The organism is Rhodococcus sp. DMU2021 (assembly GCF_019641445.1).
Taxonomy (GTDB): Bacteria; Actinomycetota; Actinomycetes; order Mycobacteriales; family Mycobacteriaceae; genus Rhodococcus; species Rhodococcus pyridinivorans.
Genome location: NZ_JAIFKB010000006.1, coordinates 63,906 through 89,487 on the forward strand (window position 1 = coordinate 63,906; position 25,582 = coordinate 89,487).

At 69.6% G+C, this 25,582-nt stretch carries 26 protein-coding genes, 1 pseudogene and 1 riboswitch; of the genes and pseudogenes, 15 read left to right on the plus strand and 12 right to left on the minus strand.

The window, feature by feature from the left end; genetic code table 11:
• Positions 1 to 49: 49 nt before the first annotated feature.
• From K3M35_RS11735 to mnhG, 10 genes and pseudogenes are all read left to right on the plus strand, one after another.
• Positions 50 to 772, plus strand: coding sequence for a phosphatidylserine decarboxylase (locus K3M35_RS11735; protein WP_024101805.1), 723 nt, complete (start codon positions 50 to 52; stop codon positions 770 to 772).
• Positions 769 to 1,686, plus strand: a complete 918-nt coding sequence (locus K3M35_RS11740) for a phosphatidylcholine/phosphatidylserine synthase (RefSeq protein ID WP_006553633.1) — start codon at positions 769 to 771, stop codon at positions 1,684 to 1,686. The genes K3M35_RS11735 and K3M35_RS11740 overlap by 4 nt, the downstream gene beginning before the upstream one ends.
• 71 nt (positions 1,687 to 1,757) lie before the next feature.
• On the plus strand, positions 1,758 to 3,974 hold the full coding sequence (locus K3M35_RS11745; RefSeq protein ID WP_033096170.1) for an AAA family ATPase: 2,217 nt from the start codon (positions 1,758 to 1,760) through the stop codon (positions 3,972 to 3,974).
• 1 nt (position 3,975) lies between these two features.
• Positions 3,976 to 5,169, plus strand: a complete 1,194-nt coding sequence (locus tag K3M35_RS11750; RefSeq protein ID WP_033096171.1) for a hypothetical protein — start codon at positions 3,976 to 3,978, stop codon at positions 5,167 to 5,169.
• Between the two features lie 201 nt (positions 5,170 to 5,370).
• Positions 5,371 to 8,208, plus strand: coding sequence for a Na+/H+ antiporter subunit A (locus tag K3M35_RS11755; RefSeq protein ID WP_121208847.1), 2,838 nt, complete (start codon positions 5,371 to 5,373; stop codon positions 8,206 to 8,208).
• A pseudogene (locus tag K3M35_RS11760) lies at positions 8,205 to 8,747 on the plus strand (Na(+)/H(+) antiporter subunit C); the annotation flags it as partial. The gene K3M35_RS11755 and the pseudogene K3M35_RS11760, both read left to right, overlap by 4 nt.
• Before the next feature lie 191 nt (positions 8,748 to 8,938).
• On the plus strand, positions 8,939 to 10,528 hold the full coding sequence (locus tag K3M35_RS11765) for a Na+/H+ antiporter subunit D (RefSeq protein WP_006553638.1): 1,590 nt from the start codon (positions 8,939 to 8,941) through the stop codon (positions 10,526 to 10,528).
• Entirely contained in the window at positions 10,528 to 11,076 is a 549-nt protein-coding gene (locus K3M35_RS11770; RefSeq protein ID WP_006553639.1) for a Na+/H+ antiporter subunit E, read from the plus strand. Before K3M35_RS11765 ends, K3M35_RS11770 begins: the two co-directional genes overlap by 1 nt.
• Entirely contained in the window at positions 11,073 to 11,333 is a 261-nt protein-coding gene (locus K3M35_RS11775) for a monovalent cation/H+ antiporter complex subunit F (protein ID WP_006553640.1), read from the plus strand. Before K3M35_RS11770 ends, K3M35_RS11775 begins: the two co-directional genes overlap by 4 nt.
• Complete coding sequence (mnhG, locus tag K3M35_RS11780; protein ID WP_006553641.1) at positions 11,330 to 11,659, plus strand: monovalent cation/H(+) antiporter subunit G; 330 nt, start codon at positions 11,330 to 11,332, stop codon at positions 11,657 to 11,659. The genes K3M35_RS11775 and mnhG overlap by 4 nt, the downstream gene beginning before the upstream one ends.
• A gap of 40 nt (positions 11,660 to 11,699) precedes the next feature.
• Here the strand turns inward: mnhG and K3M35_RS11785 are convergent, their stop codons facing one another.
• The 4 genes from K3M35_RS11785 to K3M35_RS11800 form a co-directional block, all read right to left on the minus strand.
• Positions 11,700 to 12,821: a glutamate--cysteine ligase gene (locus K3M35_RS11785; RefSeq protein WP_039585476.1), complete on the minus strand. Its 1,122-nt coding sequence runs from the start codon at positions 12,819 to 12,821 to the stop codon at positions 11,700 to 11,702.
• Between the two features lie 99 nt (positions 12,822 to 12,920).
• A complete protein-coding gene (locus K3M35_RS11790) occupies positions 12,921 to 13,562 on the minus strand; it encodes a superoxide dismutase family protein (protein ID WP_121208845.1) in 642 nt (213 codons plus the stop codon).
• Between the two features lie 91 nt (positions 13,563 to 13,653).
• On the minus strand, positions 13,654 to 14,298 hold the full coding sequence (locus K3M35_RS11795; protein WP_006553644.1) for a LytR C-terminal domain-containing protein: 645 nt from the start codon (positions 14,296 to 14,298) through the stop codon (positions 13,654 to 13,656).
• A gap of 77 nt (positions 14,299 to 14,375) precedes the next feature.
• On the minus strand, positions 14,376 to 14,726 hold the full coding sequence (locus K3M35_RS11800; protein ID WP_006553645.1) for a DUF3263 domain-containing protein: 351 nt from the start codon (positions 14,724 to 14,726) through the stop codon (positions 14,376 to 14,378).
• 132 nt (positions 14,727 to 14,858) lie between these two features.
• Between K3M35_RS11800 and K3M35_RS11805 the strand changes: the two genes are divergently transcribed.
• The 3 genes from K3M35_RS11805 to K3M35_RS11815 are packed head-to-tail and all read left to right on the plus strand — an operon-like array spanning position 14,859 to position 17,265.
• Positions 14,859 to 15,455 (plus strand): peptide deformylase, encoded by a 597-nt coding sequence (locus tag K3M35_RS11805; RefSeq protein ID WP_006553646.1) that lies wholly within the window; start codon positions 14,859 to 14,861, stop codon positions 15,453 to 15,455.
• 22 nt (positions 15,456 to 15,477) lie between these two features.
• Entirely contained in the window at positions 15,478 to 16,443 is a 966-nt protein-coding gene (locus tag K3M35_RS11810) for an N-acetyltransferase (protein WP_220666448.1), read from the plus strand.
• An 18-nt stretch (positions 16,444 to 16,461) separates the two neighbouring features.
• Positions 16,462 to 17,265 carry an exodeoxyribonuclease III gene (locus tag K3M35_RS11815; protein ID WP_219129379.1) on the plus strand — a complete coding sequence of 268 codons (804 nt, stop codon included), beginning with the start codon at positions 16,462 to 16,464 and terminating at the stop codon, positions 17,263 to 17,265.
• A 36-nt stretch (positions 17,266 to 17,301) separates the two neighbouring features.
• On the opposite strand, the gene K3M35_RS11820 is transcribed toward K3M35_RS11815, so the two are convergent.
• The gene (locus K3M35_RS11820; RefSeq protein ID WP_019291107.1) at positions 17,302 to 17,700 is read right to left on the minus strand and encodes a GNAT family N-acetyltransferase; all 399 of its coding nucleotides are present in this window, start codon (positions 17,698 to 17,700) and stop codon (positions 17,302 to 17,304) included.
• A gap of 158 nt (positions 17,701 to 17,858) precedes the next feature.
• Between K3M35_RS11820 and thiD the strand changes: the two genes are divergently transcribed.
• Positions 17,859 to 18,704, plus strand: a complete 846-nt coding sequence (thiD, locus tag K3M35_RS11825; protein ID WP_006553650.1) for a bifunctional hydroxymethylpyrimidine kinase/phosphomethylpyrimidine kinase — start codon at positions 17,859 to 17,861, stop codon at positions 18,702 to 18,704.
• A gap of 12 nt (positions 18,705 to 18,716) precedes the next feature.
• Here thiD and K3M35_RS11830 read toward each other — a convergent pair whose 3' ends face one another.
• The 7 genes from K3M35_RS11830 to thiO all read right to left on the minus strand — a co-directional run bounded on the left by K3M35_RS11830 (position 18,717) and on the right by thiO (position 24,756).
• Positions 18,717 to 20,189 carry a M20/M25/M40 family metallo-hydrolase gene (locus K3M35_RS11830; RefSeq protein WP_230809914.1) on the minus strand — a complete coding sequence of 491 codons (1,473 nt, stop codon included), beginning with the start codon at positions 20,187 to 20,189 and terminating at the stop codon, positions 18,717 to 18,719.
• Between the two features lie 114 nt (positions 20,190 to 20,303).
• The gene (locus tag K3M35_RS11835) at positions 20,304 to 21,083 is read right to left on the minus strand and encodes an ABC transporter permease (protein WP_033096179.1); all 780 of its coding nucleotides are present in this window, start codon (positions 21,081 to 21,083) and stop codon (positions 20,304 to 20,306) included.
• Positions 21,083 to 22,012, minus strand: a complete 930-nt coding sequence (locus tag K3M35_RS11840) for an ATP-binding cassette domain-containing protein (protein WP_220666449.1) — start codon at positions 22,010 to 22,012, stop codon at positions 21,083 to 21,085. The genes K3M35_RS11835 and K3M35_RS11840 overlap by 1 nt, the downstream gene beginning before the upstream one ends.
• Before the next feature lie 68 nt (positions 22,013 to 22,080).
• Positions 22,081 to 22,614: a hypothetical protein gene (locus K3M35_RS11845; protein ID WP_230809913.1), complete on the minus strand. Its 534-nt coding sequence runs from the start codon at positions 22,612 to 22,614 to the stop codon at positions 22,081 to 22,083.
• A gap of 90 nt (positions 22,615 to 22,704) precedes the next feature.
• Positions 22,705 to 23,490 (minus strand): thiazole synthase, encoded by a 786-nt coding sequence (locus tag K3M35_RS11850; protein ID WP_006553655.1) that lies wholly within the window; start codon positions 23,488 to 23,490, stop codon positions 22,705 to 22,707.
• A complete protein-coding gene (thiS, locus tag K3M35_RS11855) occupies positions 23,483 to 23,695 on the minus strand; it encodes a sulfur carrier protein ThiS (RefSeq protein ID WP_006553656.1) in 213 nt (70 codons plus the stop codon). Before thiS ends, K3M35_RS11850 begins: the two co-directional genes overlap by 8 nt.
• Complete coding sequence (thiO, locus tag K3M35_RS11860; protein ID WP_220666450.1) at positions 23,692 to 24,756, minus strand: glycine oxidase ThiO; 1,065 nt, start codon at positions 24,754 to 24,756, stop codon at positions 23,692 to 23,694. The genes thiS and thiO overlap by 4 nt, the downstream gene beginning before the upstream one ends.
• Positions 24,753 to 24,865, minus strand: a riboswitch (TPP riboswitch). Its footprint overlaps the gene before it by 4 nt.
• Positions 24,866 to 24,891: 26 nt before the next feature.
• Between thiO and thiE the strand changes: the two genes are divergently transcribed.
• On the plus strand, positions 24,892 to 25,581 hold the full coding sequence (gene thiE / locus K3M35_RS11865) for a thiamine phosphate synthase (protein ID WP_033096181.1): 690 nt from the start codon (positions 24,892 to 24,894) through the stop codon (positions 25,579 to 25,581).
• Position 25,582 lies beyond the last annotated feature (1 nt).

The following is a 25,582-nucleotide window of genomic DNA, read 5'->3' on the forward strand; positions in this document are numbered from 1 at the left end:
GGGTCCCCTGCGGTCCCGGACCACCGATCGCCAGCGATAAGAGGAGCCCGTGGCACGTAAGCCGACGCCCGCCGGAACACCCCCCACCAGCGGGGTAGCCCACATGGTCGACCTGGTCAGGCATGTCGTACCGCCCATGCATCCGGGCGGTATCCCCTTCGTCGCAGCTCCGCTGGCCGTGGCGACCCTCGGCCGCCGCAAGCCCTGGCTGCGCCGCGCCGGTCTCGCATCGGCACTGGCGTGCGCCACCTTCTTCCGGCACCCGCACCGCGTGCCGCCGAACCGCGCCGGAGTGGTCGTCGCTCCCGCCGACGGTGAGATCGCTCTCGTCGACCATGCCGTGCCGCCCGCCGAACTCGGGCTCGGCAGCGAGGAGCGCCCCCGGGTCAGCATCTTCCTGTCCGTCCTCGACGTGCACGTGCAACGCAGCCCCGTCGGCGGCACCGTCCGCTCGGTGGTCCACACCCCGGGCAAGTTCCTCTCCGCCGATCTCGCCGACGCGAGCGAGGTCAACGAGCGCACCAGCATGCTGATCGAGACGCGCGACGGCGCCGAGGTCGCCGTCGTCCAGATCGCCGGGCTGCTGGCACGGCGCATCGTCAACGACGCGCAGATCGGCGACACCCTGCCGATCGGCGACACCTACGGCCTGATCCGCTTCGGATCCCGGGTCGACACCTACCTGCCGGTCGGGAGCACCCTGCTGGTCGAACGCGGTCAGCGCACCATCGGTGCCGAGACCGTCCTCGCTCAGCTGCCCACGGTGTCGTGAGTCCGCACACGCAGGGTTCGCGTGCGGTCGCGACCGGGCGGTCCCGCAATCGGCCCAACGTCGTCCGCCTGCTGCCGAGCGTCATCACGGTCCTGGCGTTCTCCGCCGGACTGTCGGCGGTGAAGTTCGCGCTCGACGGACAACTCGGCACCGCGCTCGGCATGATCGGCGCCGCGGCCGTCCTCGACTCGCTCGACGGTCGCATCGCCCGCATGCTCGACGCGACCAGCAAGATCGGCGCCGAACTCGACTCGCTGTCGGACGCCGTCGCGTTCGGTGTCGCACCGGCGCTCGTGCTCTACGTGACGTTGCTCGACGGCAGCCCCTTCGGCTGGATCGTCGCCCTGCTCTACGCAGTGAGCCTCGTGCTGCGACTCGCGCGCTTCAACACCCTGCTCGAGGACGACAGCGTCCCCGCCTACGCACGCGAGTACTTCGTCGGCGTGCCCGCACCGGCGGCCGCCCTCATCGCGCTCGCACCCGTCGCCGCCCACATCCAGTGGGGCGACGGCTGGTGGACCGCCTACGGGCTGGTCGCGGTGTGGATCCTCGGGACGGCCGGGCTCGCGATCAGCCGCATCCCGACCTTCGCGATGAAGTCGGCGTCCGTGCCCGCGCGACTCGCCGTGGTGCTGCTCGTGCTGGTCGCGATGGCGGCGGCCGCGCTGGTCACCTATCCGTTCATCCTCATGCTCGTGCTGGTCGCGGTCTACCTCGCGCACATCCCCTTCGCGGTGCGATCGCGGCGCTGGGTCGCGGCCCGGCCCGAAACCTGGGACATCAAGCCCTCGGAGCGACGCGCACTGCGTGCCCGCAACCGCGCGCAGCGTCCGCGTCGTGTCGCCGCCCGGCGTGTCGCCACGTCGGCTAGATCTCAGGCGCGACTCGGGCTGCGCCGTCCGCGAGGACGATGACATGCACGACCCCCCAGGACGATGACATGCACGACCCGCGAGGACGCTAGTCACGTTCTAGGCTCGGCGGGGTGACGACCCCACAACTCTCACTCACCGTCCGGCTCAACACCTCCGCCGCCGACTCGCGGCGCGGTGTCGTGCGTCTGCACCCCGAGGCGCTGGCCGCGCTGGGCCTGCGGGAATGGGACGCGATCGCGCTGGTGGGAGCGCGTCGCACGGCGGTCGTGGCGGGTCTCGCCCCGGCCGGCACCCCGACCGGCACGATCTTGCTCGATGACGTGGTGCTGTCGAACACAGGCCTGAAGGAGGACGCGACGGTCGTCGTCGCGCCCGTGACGGTCTACGGCGCGCGCACGGTGACGGTCACCGGGTCCACCCTCGCGCGGCAGTCGATCCCGGAGACCACCCTGCGTCAGGCGCTGCTCGGGAAGGTCCTCACCGTCGGCGACGCGGTGTCGCTGCTCCCCCGCGATCTCGGACCGGGCACGAGCAACGCCGAGACGACGCGGGCACTGTCGCGGACGTTCGCGATCGCGTGGACCACCGAACTGCTCACCGTCTCCTCGGTCGATCCGGCCGGACCGGTGAGCGTGCAGCCGAACACCGCCGTCGTGTGGGGCGGTGGCCCGGGTGCCCTGCCGTCCTCCGTGCCGTCCGCTTCCGGATTCGTCTCGTCGGGGTTCGTCGCCTCCTCCCCCGCGACCGACCGTCCCGAATCGGCCCCCGCCACGCCTCCGCCACCGCCGGTCGAGGATCTCGTGGGTGTGCAGGCCCAGGTCGCGAAGCTCTCCGAGTGGCTCACCCTCTCGCTCGACGAACCCGAACTGCTGCGCACCCTCGGCGCGTCGCCGCATCTCGGGGTGCTCGTCACCGGTCCCGCCGGGGTCGGTAAGGCGACCTTCGTGCGCTCGGTGGTCGCCGACCGGCGTCTGGTCGAGGTCGACGGGCCGGGCGTGGGTGCACTCGCCGCCGACGAGCGGCTGCGCCGGATCTCCGCGGCGGCCGAAGCGGTGCGCGGTGGGGGCGTCCTGCTGCTCACCGACGTCGATGCCGTGCTCCCCGCCGACACCGAACCCGTCGCGACGTTGATCCTCGACGAACTGCGGCGGGTGGTCGACACCGAGGGCGCGGTGCTGATCGCGACCACCGCGCATCCCGACGACGTCGACTCCCGGCTGCGCGCCCCGGAGATCTGCGACCGCGAACTGTCCCTGCCGCTGCCCGACGGCGCGACCCGCCGCGCCCTGCTCGACGTGCTGCTGCGCTCGGTGCCGTCCACCGGTCTCGACCTCGCCGCCGTCGCGGGTCGCACCCCCGGTTTCGTCGTCGCCGACCTCGCGGCGCTGTGTCGCGAGGCGGCACTGCGCGCGGCGTCGCGGGCGAACCGCGACGACGACGAACCCTCGCTCGTCCAGGACGACCTGCTCGGCGCGCTCGAGGTGATCCGTCCGCTGTCGCGATCGGGTTCCGAGGAGCTGGCGATCGGCAGCGTGAGCCTCGACGACGTCGGCGACATGGTCGAGACGAAGCAGGCCCTGACCGAAGCCGTCCTGTGGCCGCTGCAGCATCCCGATTCGTTCGAGCGTCTCGGTGTCGATCCGCCGCGCGGTGTGCTGCTGTACGGCCCGCCCGGTTGCGGCAAGACCTATCTCGTCCGTGCTCTCGCCGGCACGGGACGTTTGAGCGTCCACGCCGTCAAGGGCGCCGAACTGATGGACAAGTGGGTCGGTGCGTCGGAGAAGGCGGTGCGCGAGTTGTTCGAGCGTGCCCGCAACTCGGCACCGGCGTTGGTGTTCCTCGACGAGATCGATGCTCTCGCACCGCGCCGCGGGCAGAGCTCCGATTCCGGGGTGTCCGACCGGGTCGTCGCGTCGCTGCTCACCGAACTCGACGGTGTCGAGCCGCTGCGCGACGTCGTGGTGGTGGGAGCGACCAACCGGCCCGACCTCATCGACCCGGCTCTGCTGCGTCCCGGCCGGCTCGAACGTCTCGTGTTCGTGCCGCCGCCGGACGCCGAGGCCCGGGCCGCGATCCTGAAGACCGCGGGCCGATCGGTACCGCTCGACGACGACGTCGACCTCGACGACCTGGCCGCCGGACTCGACGGCTACTCGGCCGCGGACTGCTCGGCTCTGCTGCGCGAGGCCGCGCTCGCGGCGATGCGGCGCAACGTCGACGCCGCCGTGGTCACCGCCGAGGACGTCGCGGTGGCCCGGGAGAAGGTGCGCCCCTCGCTCGATCCCGTGCAGGTCGCTCATCTGCAGGCCTACGCGGAGGGCCGTTGAGATGGCCGTGACCACCGCGGTCCGCGTCGCCGGACCGGCAGCCGTCCTCGCGGCCTTCCTCGCCGCCGGGGTCGCGATCCTCGTCCCGGCCGCGGGCGAATCGGTCCTCCCTGAGGGTGCGCGCAGCGAATGGGCACCCGTGGTCACCGCCGCGCTCGCCGTTCTCTCGGCGGCCGGGCTGCAGCGGACCGGCTCCCGACGTACCGCCTGGATGCTGGCCGCCGCCTCGATCGTGGTCCTCGGGTCGATCCGCTATCTCGTTCCCGCCGGCATCTCGGCCGACAGCCTGACGGTCGTCGGATGGGTGATCGCCGCGATCACCGGTGTGCTGCTCGGGGCGGCGACCGCGGGCTCGTGGGGTTCGGCGACCGGTCAGTGGGCCCTGATCGCCGGTGGGTGGGCGGCCTTCCTCACCGCCGCGGCCGTCGGTTCCGAGGTCCCCGTGGAGGCCATGCGCTGGACGGTTCCCCAGTGGGCGCTGGCCTTCGCACTCGTGGCAACGGTCGCCGCCGCGCTGACGGTGCCTGCCGGGATGCGCGTGCAGCGGGCCGATCCGCGGTTGCTCGCGATCATGGTGACCGCCGCGGTGGTGCTCTCGGTGGGCTACCGACTGCTGGGTGAATTCGTGGGTTCCCGCGCGAGCGACACGGGTGTGCTCCTGTGGCTGGTCGCCGGTGGGGCGCTCGCGGTGGCGGTCGTCGGTGCCGAGATCGTCGCGCGCCTCGTCCCGCCCGGAGACGACCGGTTCGTCCTCGCGGTCACCGGGGCCGTGGCCGCGGCGTACCCCGTCCTCGTCGAGTTGTGGTCGGGTATGCAGTCGGCGACCGTGCCGTGGTGGGTGCTGCTCGTCGCGGTGGCCGCCGTGGTCGCCGGGGTGCGGCTCTCCCCCTCCATGCCGTACGCGCTTCCCGGGCTGATTCTCGCCGCGTCGATCTCGGCGGCGACGGTGTGGTGGCCGGCGGAGATCGGCGAGGGAATCCCTCTTGCGGTGCGGGTGGCGCTCGTCGCGCTGGGCACCGGTCTCGCACTCGGGGCATCGTTGCCGGGCTCGGCGTCCGTCGCGGCTCTCGGCCTGGCGCTGCCGGTGCCGGCGACGGCCGTCGTCGGGGCGGTGTGGATGCTTCCGGCGGATGCGCAGTGGTCGGCGCTCGCACTGTTTACCGCGGCCGTGATCTGTGCGTGGCAGGTGCGCTAGCGCTCTCACCTCCCCGATTCGCAAGCGTGCGAAGACAACCGTTAGGATGTGCACGATCCGTTTTGCCCGATGACGGCGAGCGGCGTGCATGTCGGGGCGATCCCCGTTTCGGCGGTGTGCCGTCCGCTGTGACGACAGCGAGTCCCACGGCCCGCAGTCAGTTTCACCCCGCCGACAGGCCCGACCCCGACGGAGTGCCTTTTGATCGCCATACTCGTTGCCCATGCGGTCGCTGCCCTTCTGGCGCCGCTTCTGGTCCGAGTCATGGGGAGAAATGCATTCCTGCCGCTCGCGGTGGTGCCCCTCGCGAGTCTCGGCTGGGTCGTCACCAACTGGGGAACCGATCAGAAACTGCAGATCGTGTGGGCCTCGACGCTGTCGATGAATTTCGATCTGCGCTTCGACACGCTCGCGGCGATCATGTGCGTGCTCGTTTTGGGCATCGGCTCGTTGATCCTGCTCTACTGCTCGCGCTATTTCGAGGACGACGAGCCCCGCCTGGGCTTGTTCGCCGCCGAGATGGTCGCCTTCGCCGGCGCCATGTTCGGTCTGGTGGTCAGCGACAACATGTTGCTGCTCTACACCTTCTGGGAACTGACGACCGTCCTGTCGTTCCTGCTCGTCGGGCATTACGCCGAACGCGCCTCGAGTCGCCGTGCCGCCACCCAGGCCCTGCTCGTCACCACGGCCGGTGGTCTGGCGATGCTGGTCGGCATCATCATCCTCGGCGAGACGGTCGGCAGCTACAACCTGTCCGACGTCGTCGCGGCGGCACCTCACGGATGGCTCGCCGGCGTCGCCGTGGTGCTCGTGCTCGTCGGCGCACTGTCGAAGTCCGCCGTGGTCCCGCTGCACTTCTGGCTGCCCGGCGCGATGGCCGCCCCCACCCCGGTGTCCGGATATCTTCACGCCGCGGCGATGGTCAAAGCCGGCATCTACCTCGTGGCCCGGCTCGCACCCGGCTTCGCGGACAGCGCCGCGTGGCGGCCGATCGTCATCGGTCTCGGTCTCGCGTCGATGATCCTCGCCGGCTGGCGAGCGTTCCGCGCCTTCGACCTCAAGCTCATCCTGGCCTTCGGCACCGTCAGCCAGCTCGGCTTTCTCACTGCGCTGGTGGGTACGGGCAGCCGGGAAGCGGCCCTGGCGGGCCTGGCGATGGTGATCGCCCACGCCCTGTTCAAGGCATGCCTGTTCATGGTGGTCGGCATCATCGACCACTCCACCGGCACCCGCGACATCCGCAAACTCGCGCATCTCGGCTCTGCCGCCCCCTACCTGATGGTGATCGCGATACTTGCGGCGTCGAGCATGGCCGGTCTGCCGCCGTTCATCGGTTTCGTCGCGAAGGAAGCCGCGCTCGAGTCGTCGCTGGTGGCCGAGGTGCTCCCCGAATGGGCGCGGATCGCCATGACTGCGGGCATCGTGGTGGGCTCGATCCTCACCCTCGCCTACAGCATCCGGTTCATCTGGGGGGCCTTCGGTCGTAAGCAGCTCAAACGTCCGAGCCCCGCGGTGCAGAACCTGCACGCGCCCGGCCCGCTGCTGCTCACCGCCCCGAGCGTCCTCGCGTTCGCCGGTCTCGCCGCGGGCTTCGCGAGCTCGTGGATCGACCATCTGATCACCCCCTACGCCGACGAGCTGCCCACCGAACTCGACAAGCCCTACCACCTGGCGTTGTGGCACGGATTCTCCTTGCCGCTGGGTCTGACCGGCGTGGTGATCGTGGGCGGCACGGTCCTGTTCCTCGCGCACCGCACCATCGCGCGTCTGCGCTTCGAGCACCCGCCGCTCGGAAATGCCGACCGGATGTACGACGCGACCCTCCAGGGCATGGACACCCTGTCCCTGCGCCTGACCGCCTTCCTGCAGCGCGGTTCGCTCCCCCTGACCCAGGCGACCATCCTCATCACCCTGGTGGCGCTCCCGACGGTGCTGATGTTCTTCTTCGGGCTGAGCACGATGCCGTCGACGCGCGCGTGGGACTCGATCTGGCAGCTCGGGGTGGGGTTGATCATGATGGCCGCCGCGATCACCGCGACGGCCCTGCGCAACCGTCTCGGCGCAGTGTTGGTCGTGGGCGTGACCGGTTACGGGCTCGGGGTGCTGTTCGCCCTCCAGGGAGCTCCCGACCTCGCGCTCACCCAGTTCCTCGTCGAGACCGTCACCCTCGTGATGTTCGTGCTGGTCCTGCGCAAGCTGCCCGCCGAGACCGACCCGGCCGCGGTGATGGGCAGCAAGTTCGCCCGCGCGATGCTCGGCATCGCCGTGGGCGCGGTGGTCGCCGGGATCGGCGCCTACGCCGTCGCGGCACGCACTACCGATCCGATCTCGCTGCTGCTGCCCGACGCCGCCTACTACGGCGGTGACGGCAAGAACATCGTCAACGTCCTGCTCGTCGACATCCGCGCCTGGGACACGCTGGGCGAGATCTCGGTGCTGCTGGTCGCCGCGACCGGCGTGGCCAGCCTGGTCTTCCGCACCCGCCGCTTCGGCACCGCCCCGCGTGTGGCGGACGCACCCGCGGCGCAGCTCGACGCGGTCTCCGCCAGCAACGAGACGACCTGGCTGCTCGGCGGCGATCTCATCGATCCGCGCTACCGATCGCTGGTCCTCGAGGTCACCACGCGACTGGTCTTCCCCACCATGATGATCCTGTCGGTGTACTTCTTCTTCTCCGGGCACAACGCGCCCGGTGGCGGTTTCGCGGGCGGTCTCGTCGCCGGTCTCGCGCTGGTGTTGAGGTACCTGGCCGGCGGACGCTACGAGCTCGGAGAGGCGGTTCCCATCGACGCCGGCAAGATCCTCGGCATCGGACTCACCTTCGCCGCGGGCACCGCACTGGTGTCGATGTTCCTCGGCGCCCCGGCGCTGTCGTCGGCGACCCTCGAGCTCACGCTGCCTCTGCTCGGCGACATCAAGCTCGTGACCGCACTGTTCTTCGACCTCGGTGTGTACCTCATCGTCGTCGGACTGGTCCTGGACGTGCTGCGCAGCCTAGGTGCTCGCCTCGACGCCGAGACCGTGGGTGAGCGCCGATGACCGCGAACATCACGCTCCTCGCCGTCGTCGGTGTGCTCGTCGCGGCCGGTGTGTACCTGCTGCTCGAACGCAGCATCATCAAGATGCTGCTGGGCCTGCTGCTGGCCGGCAACGGAATCAACCTGCTGCTGCTCACCCTCGGCGGCCCCGCAGGTCATGCACCCATCGTCGGTGTGGAGAGCGACGTCGAGCCGGACATGGCCGATCCCCTCGCGCAGGCGATGATCCTCACCGCGATCGTCATCACGATGGGTGTGGCGGCGTTCGTGCTGGCACTGACCTACCGCTCCTACACCTACCGCGCACGGGACGAGATCGAGAACGACCCCGAGGACACCCTCGTGTCGCAGCGGCGCAGTCTCGCCGATCTACCGTCGCGAGACCGCTCCGACGACCCGCTCACCGGTATCCCGAGCAAGAGCGGCGACGCCTTCGACGCCGCGGGCAACCCGATCCCGCTCGATCAGCTCAAGAACATCGAGGACATCGAGGCGTACGAGGATCTGCACGACGGCGACTTCGACGACCCCACCGACTCGGCCTACACGCAGAACCAGGGGGGGACGGACGAGTCCGGCTCTGCCGAAGATTCGGGCGAGGCCGGCTCTATCGAGGATGCCGAGGACGCCGACGAGGACGTCCGCGCGGACGATCCCGACCCCGAGGCCCCCGACCCTGCCGAGGACGAGCGGACCGGAGACGACGAGAAGAACGGGAAGGAGGATCGCCGATGAACCCGAGCGTCGCGAACCTCGTTCCCCTCCCCGTCCTCATCCCCTTGCTCGCCGCAGCCGCAACCCTGATCGTCGGCCGCCGTCCGCGCGTCCAACGGTGGATCACCGTCTTCGCGCTGGTCGCCTCGCTCGTCGTGTGCGTGGCGCTGCTGTACTACGCCGACGCCGACGGCATCGCGGTACTGCAGATCGGTGGGTGGGAGGCGCCGATCGGCATCTCGCTGGTCGTCGACCGATTGTCGGCGTTGATGCTGGTCGTCTCGGCGATCGTGCTGCTGTCGGTGATGCTGTACGCAGTCGGCCAGGGTATCCACGACGGCAACGAGCAGCAGCCCGTCTCGATCTTCCTGCCGACCTATCTCGCGCTCACCGCGGGTGTCAACATCGCCTTCCTCGCGGGCGACCTGTTCAACCTCTTCGTCGGCTTCGAGGTGCTCCTCGCCGCCTCGTTCGTCCTGCTGACCCTGGGTGCGAGCGCCGACCGCGTCCGCGCGGGCGTCTCGTACGTCATGGTCTCGATGGTGTCCTCGCTGGTCTTCCTCGTGGGCATCGCCTTCGCCTACGCAGCCACGGGCACTTTGAACCTCGCCCAGATGGCACTGCGGATGGACGAGATCTCACCGGGCACCCGGGCCGCGATCTTCGGTGTATTGCTCGTGGCTTTCGGTATCAAGGCCGCGGTCTTCCCGCTGTCGTCGTGGCTGCCCGACTCCTACCCCACCGCGCCCGCACCGGTCACGGCCGTCTTCGCCGGCCTGCTGACCAAGGTCGGTGTGTACGCGATCATCCGGGCGCACACCCTGCTGTTCCCGGGCGGCGAACTCGACGACGTCCTGCTCGTCGCGGGTCTGCTCACGATGATCGTCGGCATCCTCGGCGCGATCGCGCAGAACGACATCAAGCGTCTGCTGTCGTTCACGCTCGTCAGCCATATCGGCTACATGATTTTCGGTGTCGCTCTGTCGTCGCAGACCGGTCTCGCGGGCGCCGTCTACTACGTCGGCCACCACATCCTCGTGCAGACCACCCTGTTCCTCGTGGTGGGTCTCATCGAACGCCAGGCCGGGTCGGCGTCGCTGCGACGCCTCGGCAGCCTCGCGCTCATGTCTCCGCTGCTGGCGGTCCTGTTCCTCATCCCGGCGCTCAACCTGGGCGGTATCCCGCCGTTCTCCGGGTTCATCGGCAAGGTCGCCCTGCTGCAGGCCGGCGCGGAGGACGGTTCGGTCCTGGCCTGGGTCCTCGTCGGCGGTGGTGTCGTGACCAGCCTCCTGACGCTGTACGTCGTCGCGCGTATCTGGACGAAGGCGTTCTGGCGGGCACGCGCCGACGCTCCCGAGGGCGATCTCGCGGACATCGGCCCCTCGGCGCTGATCGACGAATCCGCCACCGACATCTCCTTCGAGGAACGCCCGGACGTCGGCCGGATGCCGGCCGCGATGCTCGTCCCCACGGTCTGGCTCGTCGCGATCGGTGTGTCGTTGACGGTCTTCGCCGGTCCCCTGCTCGACATCAGCAACCGTGCCGCGGAGAACCTGCGCGACCGCACGGTGTACATCGAGGCCGTGCTGGGGGGTGAGCAGGAATGATGAAACGCGCCAACGTCCTGCGCATGTTCGTCGTGGGATGGACGACGCTGGTCTGGGTCCTGCTGTGGGGCACCTTCAGCATCGCCAACATCCTCGGCGGTGTGGTCGTCTCGCTCGTCGTCATGTTCGTGCTGCCGCTGCCGCGTGTACCCGTCGAGGGTCGCGTGCACGTCTGGTCCGCGATGCGGCTCGGCGCGGTGATCTTCGGCGAGACCATCCGCTCGACGATCAACGTGGCATGGCTCGCGATCCGGCCGTCCCCGCCGCCGGTCACCGGCGTGCTGCGCTGCCGGCTCACCATCAAGTCCGACCTGGTGCTGACACTGTGGACGGACATCATGAACAACATCCCGGGCACCATGGTGCTCGAGATCGACCAGGTGCGGCGGATCATGTACGTGCACGTCCTCGACGTGGGTACCGACAAGGCCGTGGCCGACTTCTACCGTTCCGCCCGCCTCATCGAGCGTCTTCTCATCCGGACGTTCGAACGCGAGTCGGAATGGCAGGCCAGCCCCTGGCGCAGCGGAACGGAGGAACTGACGTGACCGTGACACTGGCGATCGCGGGGGCACTGCTGTTCGTCTCCGCAATCCTGATCACCTACCGCGTGATCGCGGGCCCCAACTCCCTCGACCGGCTCGTCGGCGTCGACGCCCTGCTCGCGCTCGGCATCTGCGGCATCGCGATCTGGGCGGTGTACACACGCGACACGTCGGTGCTGCCCGCCACCGTGGCCCTCGCCCTGGTCGGCTTCATCGGGTCGGTGTCCGTGGCTCGATTCCGGGTGCGTGACGAAGGATGACGACGATCATCGACACCTTCGCCCACCTCCTGATCCTCATCGGGGCGGTCATCTCGTTGACCGCTGCGATCGGCGTGGTGCGTTTCCGCGACACCCTGTCGCGCATGCATCCGGCCACCAAGCCGCAGGTGGTGGGTCTGTTGTTCGTGCTGGGTGGCGCGATGATCATCCTGCGCAGTTCCGTCGACATCTGGATGATGGCGCTGGCGGGCATGTTCATGGTCCTCACGGCACCGGTGATCGCGCACCGCGTCGGTCGCGTCGCCTACCGGGAGCAGCTCGGTCGCGACGGCCTGCTCGACGAGGACGCTCCCGGCGGTGCGTGACAGGTGACGAGGAGCTGACGGCCGGGACGTCCTCGGACGATCACTCCTTCAGTTCCTGCACGAGCGAGTCCACCACCGCGACGAGATCGCCGTCCGTCCGTTCCGCGAGCCGGCGCTGACGCTGATAGGACGCTCCCCTCACCGGGATGTCCGCAACTCGCGCGAGTTCGTCGGCGCAGCCGAGCCGTACCGCGGTGGGCATGATCTGCTCGAGCAGATCGTTCAGGTCGTCGGTGACGAGCCGTTCGGTACACACCGGGTCGAGGATGACCTCGGCATCGAGTCCGTACCGCGCCGCACGCCACTTGTTCTCCTTGACGTGCCACGGTTGCAGCACAGGAAGTTCCTCACCGCGCTCGAGACGTTCGTCGAAGTAGACGACGAGTGAATGCACGAACGCGACGAGGGCGGCCAGTTCGGCGCGGTTGGTGATGCCGTCGAAGACCCGGACTTCGAGGGTGCCCCATTTCGGCGCGGGCCTGATGTCCCAGTGCATGCCTCCGGGGTGGCTGATGACGCCGGACTCGAGCTGGTCGGCGATGAATTTCGCGTACTGCGGCCAGTCGGCGAAGTGGTAGGGCAGGCCGGCGGTCGGCAGCTGCTGGAACATCAGCGCGCGGTTGCTCGCGTAGCCGGTGTCGTAGCCCGCCCAGATCGGCGACGAGGCCGACAACGCGAGCATGTGGGGATATTTCACGAGCATGGCGTTGAGGATCGGGATGATCTTCTCCGCGGAGGAGACTCCCACGTGGACGTGCACTCCCCAGATGAGCATCTGCCGTCCCCACCAGCGGGTGCGGTTGATCATCTCCTCGTAGTCCGGGGAGGGTGTGACGGTCTGGTCGGTCCACTGCGCGAACGGATGGGTGCCGGCACACATCAGGTCCACTCCGAGCGGATCGGCGGCGCGGCGAAGCAACGACAGCGACTCGGACAGATCGTCGACGGCCTCGGCGACGGTGTCGTGTACACCGGTGACGAGTTCGACGGTGTTGCGCAGGAACTCTTTGGTCAGCCGCGGGGTCTCCCCGGCGATCTCCTCCACCCTGTCGAAGACGACCGCCGCGCTGTTCGAGAGATCGCGGGTGGTCTTGTCCACCAGAGCGATCTCCCATTCCACGCCGATCGTGGGACGAGGTGATCCCGGAAACGCGACTGCCACGTCTCGATCCAACCACAGGGCCCCGCCGACGGATGTCCGTCGCGGGGCCCTGTGTCAGGAATTACCCGGGTACCGAGCTTCAGGGGATTCGAACCCTGCTCACCCGATGACGCCGCAGGCGAGGCGTGCGCCGAGGTTGTCCTGGTGCACGACCACAGAGGCGCCGTCCTCACCTTCGAGGTCCTCGAGGCCGAAGGCCGAGGTGGTGACGGTGGCGGTGGCGGTGCCGTCCTCGTGGACGACGAGCGAGACCAGGTCGCCGCTCTCCGGGACGGAGGTGTTGCCACCGGCCTGCAGGTGGGCACCGGCCGACAGGAAGGCGCCGGGCTCGCCGCCGTTCGGCGCGGTGGACTGGGGCTCGCAACGGCCGAACTCGTGGATGTGGACACCGTGGTAGCCGGGCTCGAGACCCTCGACCTCGATGGTCACCTCGACGTCGCCGCCGTTCTCGGCGAACGACACGGTGCCGGCCGACTCGCCGTCGACCGTGGTGAGCTCCGCGGTGAGCGCAGCAGCGGAGGCGGAGCCACCGGCGTGCGACTCGCTCCCACCCTCGGTGCCGTGGTCGTCGCCGTGGGCCTCGGAAGCGGGCACGGCGGATCCCGTCCACACCGGCGGAGTCGTCCCCGGCTCGGTGCTCGCCTCCTCGCTGTTCGAGCACGCAGTCAGGCCCACCGCGGCGATCGCGACGATCGGGGCCAGAGCACGCCAGGACATGCGACGGGTGGAACTGGAGACCATCAAACCGCTCCTTCGAAGTGCCGAAAAGTCACCCGATCATAACCGGGCGTCTCCGGCGACCACCCGGTGGCGGACCGACACGGTTCCGGCGCTAACGCGAAGTGACGATGACGATCACTCCGGGGGCGGCGTCGCGGATGCCCTCGAAGCGCGGTTGCGCGGTGACACCGAGCGACTCGGCGACGGCTGTCGCGGTCTGCTGCTCTCCGGGAGACGACCCGTAGAACACCGAGGTCTGCTGGAGCAAGCCCTCGCTGTAGTTGCCCGTTTCACTGATGGTGTACCCCTCGTCCTCGAGGTAGGCCGCGGTCTGCGCGGCGAGGCCCGCGACCTCCGAGTTGTTGAACACGCGCACCGGTGCCGTCGCGGAGGCCGAGGTGTCGGACGCGAACGCGGTTCCGCTCCCTACGGGCATGGAAGGAGCCGAAGACACGGCCGTGGTGGTGGTCGCACCGTCCCCGGCGTCGGACGTGCCCCCGTTCGCGGCAGCGGGCGCGGGCGCGGTGGGCACCGCGGCCGAGCGCGTGGACGGTGCGGCCGGCGCAGCAGCGGTCGTCGTCGTGGGTGCCGCCGCGGGAGCGGGTTCGTCGTCGGAATCACCGAGCGAGGCGAAACCGAGACCGGCGAACAGGATGCCCAAGGAGATCAGGACCATCGCGAACGCACGCAGAGGCGGTCCCGAGGGTGCGGGCGCGCGGCTGGGGATCTCGGGGGTTCTGCTCACGACCTCGACCATAGTTGCCCGAGCACACGCAGCGCTGCCGACCGGCCGCGCGTGTCGATATCGCATTATCCGGCCCGACGGCCGCCCGTCTAACGGGTGTCGAAACCGAGCCGGCGGGCCGCGCGGGCCTTCTGACGGCTCGCACGCAACCGCCGCAGCCGCTTGACCAGCATCGGATCGGCGGCGAGCGCCTCGGGACGATCCACCAGAGCATTGAGCACCTGGTAGTAGCGAGTGGCGGAGAGACCGAAGAGTTCCTTGATGGCGTCCTCCTTGGCACCGGCGTACTTCCACCACTGCCGTTCGAACGCCAGGATGTCGAGATCGCGACGGCTCAGGCCGTTCGCCTCGTCGCCGGTGGGTTCCTGCGCGGATGCGCCGTCGCCCTGCTGGGACACGAGATCGGACCGGTCGTTGCCGTGCGCTGCTGCGCCGTCCATTTCCCTCCTCGACTGACTGGATCACACCGTGACGAAGAGTCCTTGCGTCTCGGCGGAAGTCATTCAATCACGGGGTGGGGACACATACCGGTTCGAGAACGCCGCGAGTCGATCCCATTATCCTGTGTCACCATGGCCATTCTTCCCATCGTCATCGTCGGCGACCCCGTCCTGCACAACCCGACCCGGCCGGTGACCGAGTCACCCGCCGAACTCGCTCAGCTGATCGCCGACATGTTCGAGACGATGGACGCGGCCAACGGCGTCGGCCTCGCCGCCAACCAGGTCGGTGTGGACAAGCGACTGTTCGTCTACGACTGCCCCGACCGCGACGAGTCCGGCAAGGTCGCGCGCCGGCGTGGCGTCGTCGTCAACCCGATCCTCGAGACCTCGGAGATCCCCGAGACGATGCCCGACCCCGAGGACGATCTCGAGGGCTGCCTGTCCGTGCCGGGCGAGAACTTCCCCACCGGTCGCGCCGACTGGGCGAAGGTCACCGGTACCGACGAGAACGGTGAGCCCGTCGAGATCGAGGGCCACGGATTCTTCGCTCGCATGCTGCAGCACGAGGTCGGGCACCTCGACGGCTTCCTGTACGTCGACGTTCTGATCGGGCGCAACGCCCGCGCCGCGAAGAAGACCATCAAGCGCGCCGGATGGGGCGTCCCGGGCCTGACCTGGCTCCCGGGTTCGGTGGAGGACCCGTTCGGCCACGAGGAGGACGACTGACGAGGCGACCGGCGAACCGTCGATGACGACCGACCGTCCGGCCCCGTCCGTACCCCTCGGTACCCGGGTGGTGCTGCGGTACCGCCTGCCCGCCGGCTACAGCCACCCGATGACCGATGTCATCGGTGAACTCGTCTCCGTCGAACCGGTGGTCGCGGTGCGCACCGCCGACGGTCGTGTCGTCCAGGTGTCCCCCACCTCGGTCGTCGCGCTCAAGCCGATCGCGGCGCGGCCGATCCGCGTCTCGGAGATCCGCGCGCTCGAGCACGCCGCCGCCGCGGGGTGGCCCGGTCTCGAATCGGCCTGGGTGGACGGCTGGCTCGTGCGCGCCGGACACGGTTTCACCCGGCGCGCCAATTCGGCAACGCCGCTGGGTGAACGCGGCACCGTGGCGGACCCCGCCGATCCGGCGGTGCGCGCCCGGCTCCGTGAATGGTTCGCGGCACGCGGATTGCCGCTGCGGCTGCTGGTGCCCGATCGACTCGCCCGCATCCCCGAGGGGTGGCCGACCTCGGAGCCGGTGCTCGTGATGGGCGCCGACCTCGCGAACATCCCCTTGCCGCCGGAGCCCACCCCGGTCACGATCACCGAGCGGCCGGACGCCGACTGGATGTTGCTCCACCGCGCCGACGCCGACCCGCTGCTCGCGCAGGACGTGCTCGGCTCGGTGGCCGCGGGGATCCTCGGGTTCGGCCGCATCGGTGCACCCGGGCAGCCGCCCCTGGCGATCTGCCGCGCGGCGATCACCGATGCGCCGGACGGACGCCGCTGGGTGGGTCTGTCGACCGTCGAGGTCGCTCCCGAACACCGGCGTCGCGGACTCGGCACACTCGTGTGCGGTGCCCTGCTGCGCTGGGCACGCGAGCACGGCACGACCCACGCGTATCTGCAGGTCGAGGAGTCGAACACCGCGGCGCGCGCCCTGTATCGCGAACTCGGCTTCGTCGACCACCACCGCTACCGATACGCCTCCGAACCCGTCGGATAGGTCGCCTACAGTGGGCGTGTGCGCCTTGCTACCTGGAATGTGAACTCCGTCCGTGCCCGTACCGACCGCATCCTCGACTGGTTGCAGCGAACCGACACGGATGTGCTCGCGATGCAGGAAACCAAGTGCAAGGACGAGCAGTTCCCGTACGAACGCTTCGAGGGACTCGGCTACCGCGTCGCGCACGTCGGACTGAGCCAGTGGAACGGTGTGGCCATCGCGTCGCGCGTGGGCCTCGACGACGTGCAGATCGGCTTCGAGGACCAGCCCGGTTTCTCCAAGGACCCGGAGGTCGATCCGGCGCTCGAGGCGCGGGCGATCGGGGCGACGTGCGCGGGTGTGCGCGTGTGGAGCCTGTACGTCCCCAACGGCCGCGACCTCAACGACCCGCATTACACCTACAAGCTCGACTGGCTCGCCAAGCTGCGCGCCGACGCGCACGCCTGGGCCACCGCAGCGCCCGGGCAGCCCATCGCGCTGGTCGGCGACTGGAACGTCGCCCCCACCGACGACGACGTGTGGGATCCGGCCTTCTTCGAGGGCAAGACGCACACTTCGCAGCCCGAGCGCGACGCCTTCCACGCGTTCGCCGACGTCGGCTACACCGACGTCGTCCGTCCGTACGCGCCCGGCCCCGGGGTCTACACCTACTGGGACTACACCCAGCTGCGCTTCCCCAAGAAGCAGGGCATGCGGATCGACTTCGTCCTCGGATCACCGGCCTTCGCGGCACGGGTGACGGGCGCCGAGATCGACCGCAACGAACGCAAGGGCAAGGGCGCGAGCGACCACGCACCGGTCGTCGTCGACCTCGACCTCTGAGCAGGTCCCGCGTCGGGTGGACCGCCCGCACAGGCATCAGGCCTTGCGGGCAGGCACCTTGCGCTGCGGCTGCTTGCGCCGGGTCTCTTTGCGGTGGGGGTCCGTGCGCGGCAGCTCGAGAGCCACGACGACGTCGCGGTAGTTCTCGTGCGACGACACGAATCGCTGCACATAGGTGCACACCGGCCGCACCCGCCAGCCTCGGCTGCGAGCGAGATCGAGCGAACCACCGACGAGGACGGCCGCGAGACCCCGATGACCGAAATCCTCGACGATCACGGTGTGCATGAAGTCGACGACCGGCGGGTTCGGCGCCGGAACGCGTTCGAAGTCGTAGTACGCCAGGATGCCGACGAGATCGCCGTTGAGGCGCAGTTCGAACCGGTTCTGGTCGGCGTTGTCCGACACGGCGAGGTCCGGCGAACTCGTGTTCATGAGCGCCTCCAATAGGGGTGTTGCGTGATCGAACTGTGACCTGTGCCACTATAGAGCAACGAGGCGACCACCGGCAGCAACGCTGTCGTGTTTCGCAAAGTGCACCCGCCTCAGCGCCTCCCGGCCGTGTTCGAACACACCCTCGGTAGGGTGTCCGCGTGGACCTTCTGCCCCTGTCGCCTCGAGGCGAGACCCCGGTTCGAGCCCTCACCATCGCCGGCACCGACTCCGGAGGCGGAGCCGGCATCCAGGCCGATTCCCGCACGATGGCGATGTGCGGTGTGCACGCATGCGTCGCGGTGGCCGCCGTGACCGTCCAGAACTCCGTCGGCGTCCGCGGGTTCCACGAGATCCCCGCCGAGACCGTGGCCGACCAGGTGCGGTGCGTGGTCGAGGACATCGGGGTGTCCGCAGCGAAGACGGGCATGCTCGCCTCCACGCAGATCATCGAGGCCGTCGCACAGGTGTGCTCCGAGGTGGGCATCGGTCGCGACATGGAGGTACCGCTCGTCGTCGACCCGGTCTGCGCGTCGATGCACGGCGACCCGCTGCTGCACTCGGACGCGCTCGACGCGATCCGCGGGGTGCTCATCCCCCTCGCCACCGTCGTCACCCCGAATCTCGACGAGGTACGGCTGATCACGAGCATCGAGGTCGTCGACGACGCGTCGGCCCGGCGCGCCGCCGAAGCGCTCCATGCGCTCGGCGCCCAGTGGGTGATCGTCAAGGGCGGTCATCTGCGCAGCTCGGAGAAGAGCACCGACCTGCTGTTCGACGGCGACCGTTTCCTCGAGTTCAGCACGCCGCGCATCGAGACCGGCAACGACCACGGCGGCGGCGACACGCTCGCAGCCGCGATCGCGTCCGCCCTCGCGCATGGCCGGTCGGTGCCCGAGGCAGTCGAGTTCGCGAAGGAATGGATCACGAAGTGCCTCGAGTGGTCCTACGACCTCGGTCACGGCCACGGCCCGGTCAACCCGTTGTGGAGACTGCACGAGCGCTGATCGCGCCCGTCTTCACTCGGTGAACTCGGCGCGCACCTCGGCCCGCTGGTCCCCTGCGGGCACCCCGTCGGGTCCGTCGATCGAATTCGCGTAGACAGCCGTGCCGTAGGCGACGGCGGCGGCCGCCGCGGCGAACGCGTCGCGGTCGATGCCGGCCAGGGTGTCCTCGGGGGTGTGGTAGTTCGGGTCGAAGGGCTGGTCGGCGGTGCCACCCCACAGGTCGGCCTGTTCGGGGGTCTTGACGTCGTCGGCGCCGGTGAACACCCCGCCCGCGGGGATGCCGAAGGCGACGAACGGACCGTAATCGGAACGGCCGTCGAAATCCGTTCCGCCGACCTCGATTCCGCGTTCGTCGAAGAACTGCGCGAAGGTCCGTTCGATACCCGCCGAGCCCTCCGGTCCGGGTCCTTCACCGACGGCGTCGGAGTCGTCGCCGTCGAACACCAGATATCCGGCGTTGGGCGAGCCGAGCATGTCGAAGTTCAGGTACAGGGCGATGTCGAGTCGTTCCTCGTCGGACAGCGACTCGACGTACCTCGTGGAGCCGACCAGTCCGACCTCCTCGGCGCCCCAGAACGCGAACCGCACGGCGTTGGTCACGCCCGGCTCGCTGCCGAGTTGCAGCGCGGTCTCGAGGACGGCGGCGACGCCGGTTCCGTTGTCGTTGATCCCCGGTCCTTCGGGGACGCTGTCGAGGTGCGCGCCGACGACGACCACGTCGTCGGTCGAGCCGGTGCGCGTCTGCGCGATCACGTTGCGCGACTTCCGGTCCTCGGTGCGGGTCTGGAGTGTCACCGTCACGGTGGTCGCGGCGGACAGGCGCTCGGCGTCGGCCCCGGCCACGCCTCCGACCGGGATGCGGGGGGTCGATTCCGCCCCGAGACCGGCGGCGGCGAGCGGGCCGTCCTCGTTGTTGGCGACGAGCAGCGCGGCCGCTCCCCGTTCGGCGGCGACCTGCTCCTTGACGGCGAAGGTGCACACGCCGCGATCGACGATCACCACCGCGCCGGTCGCGTCGATGCCGTCGTAGTCGGTGGCCTCGCAGCCGGGGGTGTCGTCGGGGGCGATGCGCACGACGCGCGCGGTGAGCCCCTCCGGTCCCGTCGACGGCGACATGCCGAGTGCGCTCACGCCCATCGGCTCCCCGTCGACGGTGAGCTGCTCGTTCTCGACGGCGAACAGGGTCGTGTCGAACTCCGGTGTCTGCACGTCGAATCCGGCGTCGCGCAGGGCTCCGGCGACGTAGTCGACGCTCGCGTCGTAGCCGGGGGTCCCGAGCGAACGGTTTCCGTCGTTCTCGCCGGCGATCCGTTCGAGTTCCGTCAGGTGCGTCATGACGGCATCGAGTTGCACGGCGTCGGCGAGCGCCGTCGGGTCGACGGGCGGCGCCTCCACCTCCGCCTCCGAGCATCCCGCCGTCAGCAGTACACCGGCGGCGATCAGGGCCGCTCCCCGCATGCCGTATCTCGTCTGCGCCCACGCCATCGACCGAGCGTACACAAAAGCACTGCGCCGCACGGGGAAACCGTGCGGCGCAGTGTGCGGAGGCAGAACCTGCGGCGTATCGAGGTAGTACCTCAGGCGTGTCGAGACAGTACCTCAGGCGTCGCGGCGGTTGACCACCACGAGTGAGGCCGCGAACACCAGGAACGAGAAGGCCGCGAAGTACAGGAGCGATCCCCATGGACCCCAGTGGAATTCGATTCCCTGCCCGATACCCAGGAAGTTGTTCGCGTTCGCGAACGGCAGGAACGGCTGGATCTCGCGGCCCACCGAACCGAACAGCGCGAACAACGACTCGAGCAGCAGCGGCCACAGCATCAGCAGCGCGATCGTGCCGGCCGACTGCCGCAACAGCGTGCCCACACCGACCGCGAGGAAGACGCACAGGAACGCGTAGATCGCGGTGCCGTAGACCGCGCGCCACGCCGTGCCGCCGCTGAGGACGAGTTCGCGACCTGCGTCGGGCCCGGCCAGTGCCTTCGCGAGGTAGAAGGCACCGAACGAGACCGCGAGTGTCAGCACCGCGCCCAGCACACCGATGAGCAGGGCCTTCATCGTCAGGAGCAGGGTGCGGTTCGGGGTGGCCTGGAAGGTCGTGCGGATGACCCCGAAACGGTATTCGCTGGTGACCGACAGTGCCGCGAGGATCATGAGCACCAGCACACCGAAGCCGGTGACGCCGCTGACCGCGACGTCCACGGTCGGATAGAACCGTCCCAGTTCGTCGTCCATCCCGGCCGACGCGCGGGAGACCGACCCGAGGATCGCGGCCAGACCCAGGCCGAGGGCGACGATGACGAGGGTGCACCACAGCGGTGACTGCACCGACGTGAGCTTGATCCGTTCGGCCCGCAGTGTGTCGAGCGCCGTACTCATCACAGTCCACCCTTCATGACGTCGTCGACTCCGGATCCGTGGTATTCGACCTCGCCACCGGTGAGTTTCATGAACGCTTCCTCGAGCGACGCGTTGCGGCCCGCGAGTTCGTGCAGCACGATCGATCGGGTCGCAGCGAGTTCGCCGATCTCCGCCGCCGGAGCGCCCGAGACGTGCAGGGCACCGTCGTTCTCCCGCACAGTGTGCCCGCGTTCGGTGAGCGCGGTGCGCAGCTCCTCGAGTTGCGGGCTGCGCACGACGACGAACGAGTCGGACGCGCGGTCGACGAACGCCTTCACCGAGGTGTCGGCGATGAGCCGTCCACGGCCGATGACGATGAGATGTTCGGCGGTCTGCGCCATCTCCGAGAGCAGGTGGCTGGACACGAGCACCGTGCGGCCTTCCGTGGCGAGCGCCTGCATGAACCTCCGGATCCACACGATGCCCTCGGGATCGAGGCCGTTGACCGGTTCGTCGAACAGCAGCACGCGCGGGTTGCCGAGCAGTGCGGCGGCGAGACCGAGTCGCTGCGACATGCCGAGCGAGAAGCCGCCGGCGCGCTTGCCCGCGACCTCCGTCAGTCCCACCTGGCGCAGAACCTCGTCGACACGCGAGGCAGGCAGACCGTTCGACGCGGCCAGCCAGGCGAGATGCGACCGCGCCGACCGGTTGGGATGCACCCACTTCGCGTCGAGCAACGCCCCGACGGTGGTGAGCGGCCGTGTCAGCTCGCTGTACGGCTTCCCTTCGATCAGTGCGGTTCCCGAGGTCGGCCGGTCCAGCCCCAGGATCATGCGCATCGTGGTGGACTTCCCCGCGCCGTTGGGGCCGAGGAAGCCGGTGACGATGCCGGGACGGACCGTGAACGTCAGGTCGTCGACCGCGGTCGTGGACCCGAAGGTCTTGGTCAAGCCGGTCACTTCGATCATGCGCACCACCCTACGTGCGGCTCCGGCGAGCGCATCCGATCACACTCCCCGGAGCCGCACGCGGTGCGTCAGGGGACGAAGACCTCGGTGGTGACCGGGATGCTCGGTCGCTCGGTACGCATCGTCAGGGCGACGCGGCCGGGCCCGGGGAACACGTGCATGAACAACGGCCGGGTGCTCGTGTGGAAGGCCGGCACGAAGCGGGTCTCCGTACCGCGGGCACCGGTGTCGAGGTTGTGCCAGTCGAAAGCGACGGTGACGTCGCAGTTCAGGATGCTCGGCGTCCACTCGCCGAGAAGCGAGTAGCCCTGCGTGATCCGCAGTTCGATCCCGTGGGTGGCACCCGGCGCCGAGGAGTACTCGTAGAGCGGGCCGTCGAAGGCGGTTCCACCGGCGCGCACGATGCCGGCGCAGATGCCGTCGCCCAATGTCAGCACGGGTGGCGTGGACAACTCCGTCGTCGCGCACGACCTCGGTCCGGTGTTCGACCAGCCCATCTGACACGGTTCCTGGGCGCCCGCGACACCCGGCGCCGCAACGGCGACGACAGTGCCCATGAGCCCGGCAGCGGCGGCAGCGAGAATTCTGTGTGCAACTGTCATGCCCGGGGATCGTACAGACCGATCGGTAACCCGTCGCGCGACAATCGGAAACCCCTGAACACCAAGGTGCTCAGGGGTTTCCCGTACCGGTCACGGCTCCATCGGCGAAGATGCCTGGGCCCAGAAGCGTTTCGGGATCCGGCCGGCGTGCCGGGCACGGAATCCCGCTTCGACGGCGTGACGCATCGCCGACGCCATCAGCGCCGGATCCTTCGCGCGGGTGACGGCGGTCGCGAGCAGCACGGCGTCGCAACCGAGTTCCATCGCGAGCGCCGCGTCGGAGGCGGTTCCGATTCCCGCGTCGAGGATCACCGGCACACCCGCAGCCTCGACGATCATCTCGATGTGGTGCGGGTTCGAGATACCGAGGCCGGTCCCGATCGGCGAGCCGAGCGGCATCACCGCGGCACAACCGACGTCCTCGAGGCGCCGCGCGAGGACGGGATCGTCCGTCGTGTATGGCAGGACGACGAAGCCGTCGTCGACGAGTTGTTCGGCCGCGGAGACGAGTTCGATGGCATCGGGCAGCAGCGTCCGTTCGTCGGCGATGACCTCGAGTTTCACCCAGTCGGTCTCCAGCGCCTCCCGCCCGAGCTGCGCGGTCAGCACGGCTTCCTTCGCGCCGCGGCACCCGGCAGTGTTCGGCAGCGGTTCGATGCCGAGGCGGCGCAGCAGGTCGAGGACACCGGTTCCGGAGGCCGCGTCGACACGGCGCATCGCGACGGTGGTCAGTTCGGTGCCCGACGCGACGAGTGCCTCCTCGAGCACGGCCAGGTTCGCCGCGCCACCGGTGCCGGTGATCAGCCGCGACCCGAAGGTGCGGCCGGCGATGGTCAGCTGCGGCAGGTCGGCGCCGGGATCGTGTGTGTCAGCCACCCTGGACCGCCGTGAGGATCTCGATGCTCGCTCCGCGTGTGACCGGCTCCGACCAGCGGCCGCGCGGGCACACGACACCGTCGACGGCGACCGCGATGCCCTTCTCGGGCAGACCGAGCTCGTTCAGCAGTTGTGACACGGTCGGGGCCGCGTCGTAGTACTTGTCCTCACCGTTGACGGTGATGCCCACGGACACGTTCGTCATCCCACACTCGCTTCCGTAATTCGTCCAGGACAGGCGTACTGCGCGTCGGCCAGCGACCGCCCACCGAGTTCGGCGAGCACCGCGTCGACGGTGAGCGGCGTGAGCAGCACACCGTTGCGGCCGTGGCCGGTCGCGGCGACGACACGATCGGAGAGCCGGCCGATCAGCGGCAGGTTGTCGGGGGTCATCGGGCGCAGGCCCGCGCTCGCCTCGAACAGTTCGTACTCGCCGAGCGCAGGAAAGATCTTCTCGGCGTCGGCGATCAGATCGCGCACCCCGGCCACCGTGACCTGTGTGTCGGACGCCTCGTACTGTGTGGCGCCCACGACGAGGCCGTCGTGGCGGGGCACCAGATAGGCGGGGCGTCCGTGGACACTCGCGCGCACGGTGCGCTGCGGCGGCGGGGTCGCGCCCGGCCGCACCCGCAGGCGCAGGATCTCGCCCTTGACCGGACGGACCGGAAGGCCCGGCCACAGTCGCGCCGACGCCGAGCCGGCGGCGAGCACCACCTGATCGTCGGGAAGGTCGGCGAGATCGTGGACGGCGGCGTCGGAGAAACGCACCCCGGCCGCGGTGGCCGCGACGCGCAGGGCGTCGACGAGCGTACGGTTGTCGACCGACGACTCGGTGGGCGCGAGCAGTCCGAGACGCACCTTCGGCCCGAGCGACGGTTCGAACTCCCGGATCTCCGCACGGGAGAGCAGACGCATCTCGTGCCCCCGCTCCCCGACCCATTCGGCGACGGTCCGCAAGTCGGCCGCGTCCGCCGCGTCGAGCGCGACGGTCAGCGACTCCTCGGCGGTGAACACGTCGACGCCGGTCTCCGAGCGCAGTGCATCCGCGAATCCGGGCCAGCGGTCGAGCGAGGCCGCACCCAGGGACAGCACGTGGTCCTCACCGGGCCAGCCCTCGGACAGCGGGGCCAGCATCCCGCCGGCCACCCACGAGGCGCCACTGCCGGGATTCGGGTCGTGCACGGTCACGATGTGCCCCGAGCGGGCCGCGCGCCATGCGATCGACAGCCCGATCACTCCGCCACCCACGACGGCCACAGTTGCCATTGGTCCACCTCACTCCCTGCGCCGGCATGATCCGGGTCAGGTCATAACGGTCGGGGCCGGCAGGCCCCCTCTCAGCCCCGCGAACCTCGGGACTCCCGTGTCGTCACTTTCTGCTTAGAGGCTACCGTCTTGGTCGTGACCACCTATCGCGGCAACCATCCCGACCCGCGCGGCCGACTCGCGACCGCCCGGTTGTATCTGTGCACCGACGCTCGCCGGGACACCGGCGACCTCGCACGGTTCGTCGAGGAGGCCCTCGCCGGTGGGGTCGACATCGTCCAGTTGCGCGACAAGGACTCGGCCGGCGAGAAGAAGTTCGGACGCCTCGAGGCACGCGAGGAACTCGCCGCCCTCGAGATCATCGGCGAGGCGTGTGCACGCCACGGTGCGCTCCTGGCCGTGAACGACCGCGCCGACATCGCGCTCGCGTCGGGCGCCGACATCCTGCATCTCGGTCAGGGCGACCTGCCGGTGCGGCACGCGCGGCAGATCCTCGGCGACGAGATCGTCATCGGCCGCTCGACGTCGAGCCGCGCGCAGGCTGCGCTCGCCGACATCGAGGAGGGCGTCGACTACTTCGCATCCGGGCCGGTGTGGGACACACCGACCAAGCCGGGACGGACCGCAGCGGGGCTGGAGGTGACGCGCGAGGTCACGCAGTCGCAGCCGGCACGGCCGTGGTTCGCGATCGGCGGCATCGATCTCGAGCGACTCCCCGAGGTGCTCGACGCCGGTGCCACGCGGGTCGCGGTGGTCCGGGCGATCACGAAGGCATCCGATCCGCGGGCAGCCGCGGCGGCGCTGAAGGCCGCACTCCCGACCTGAG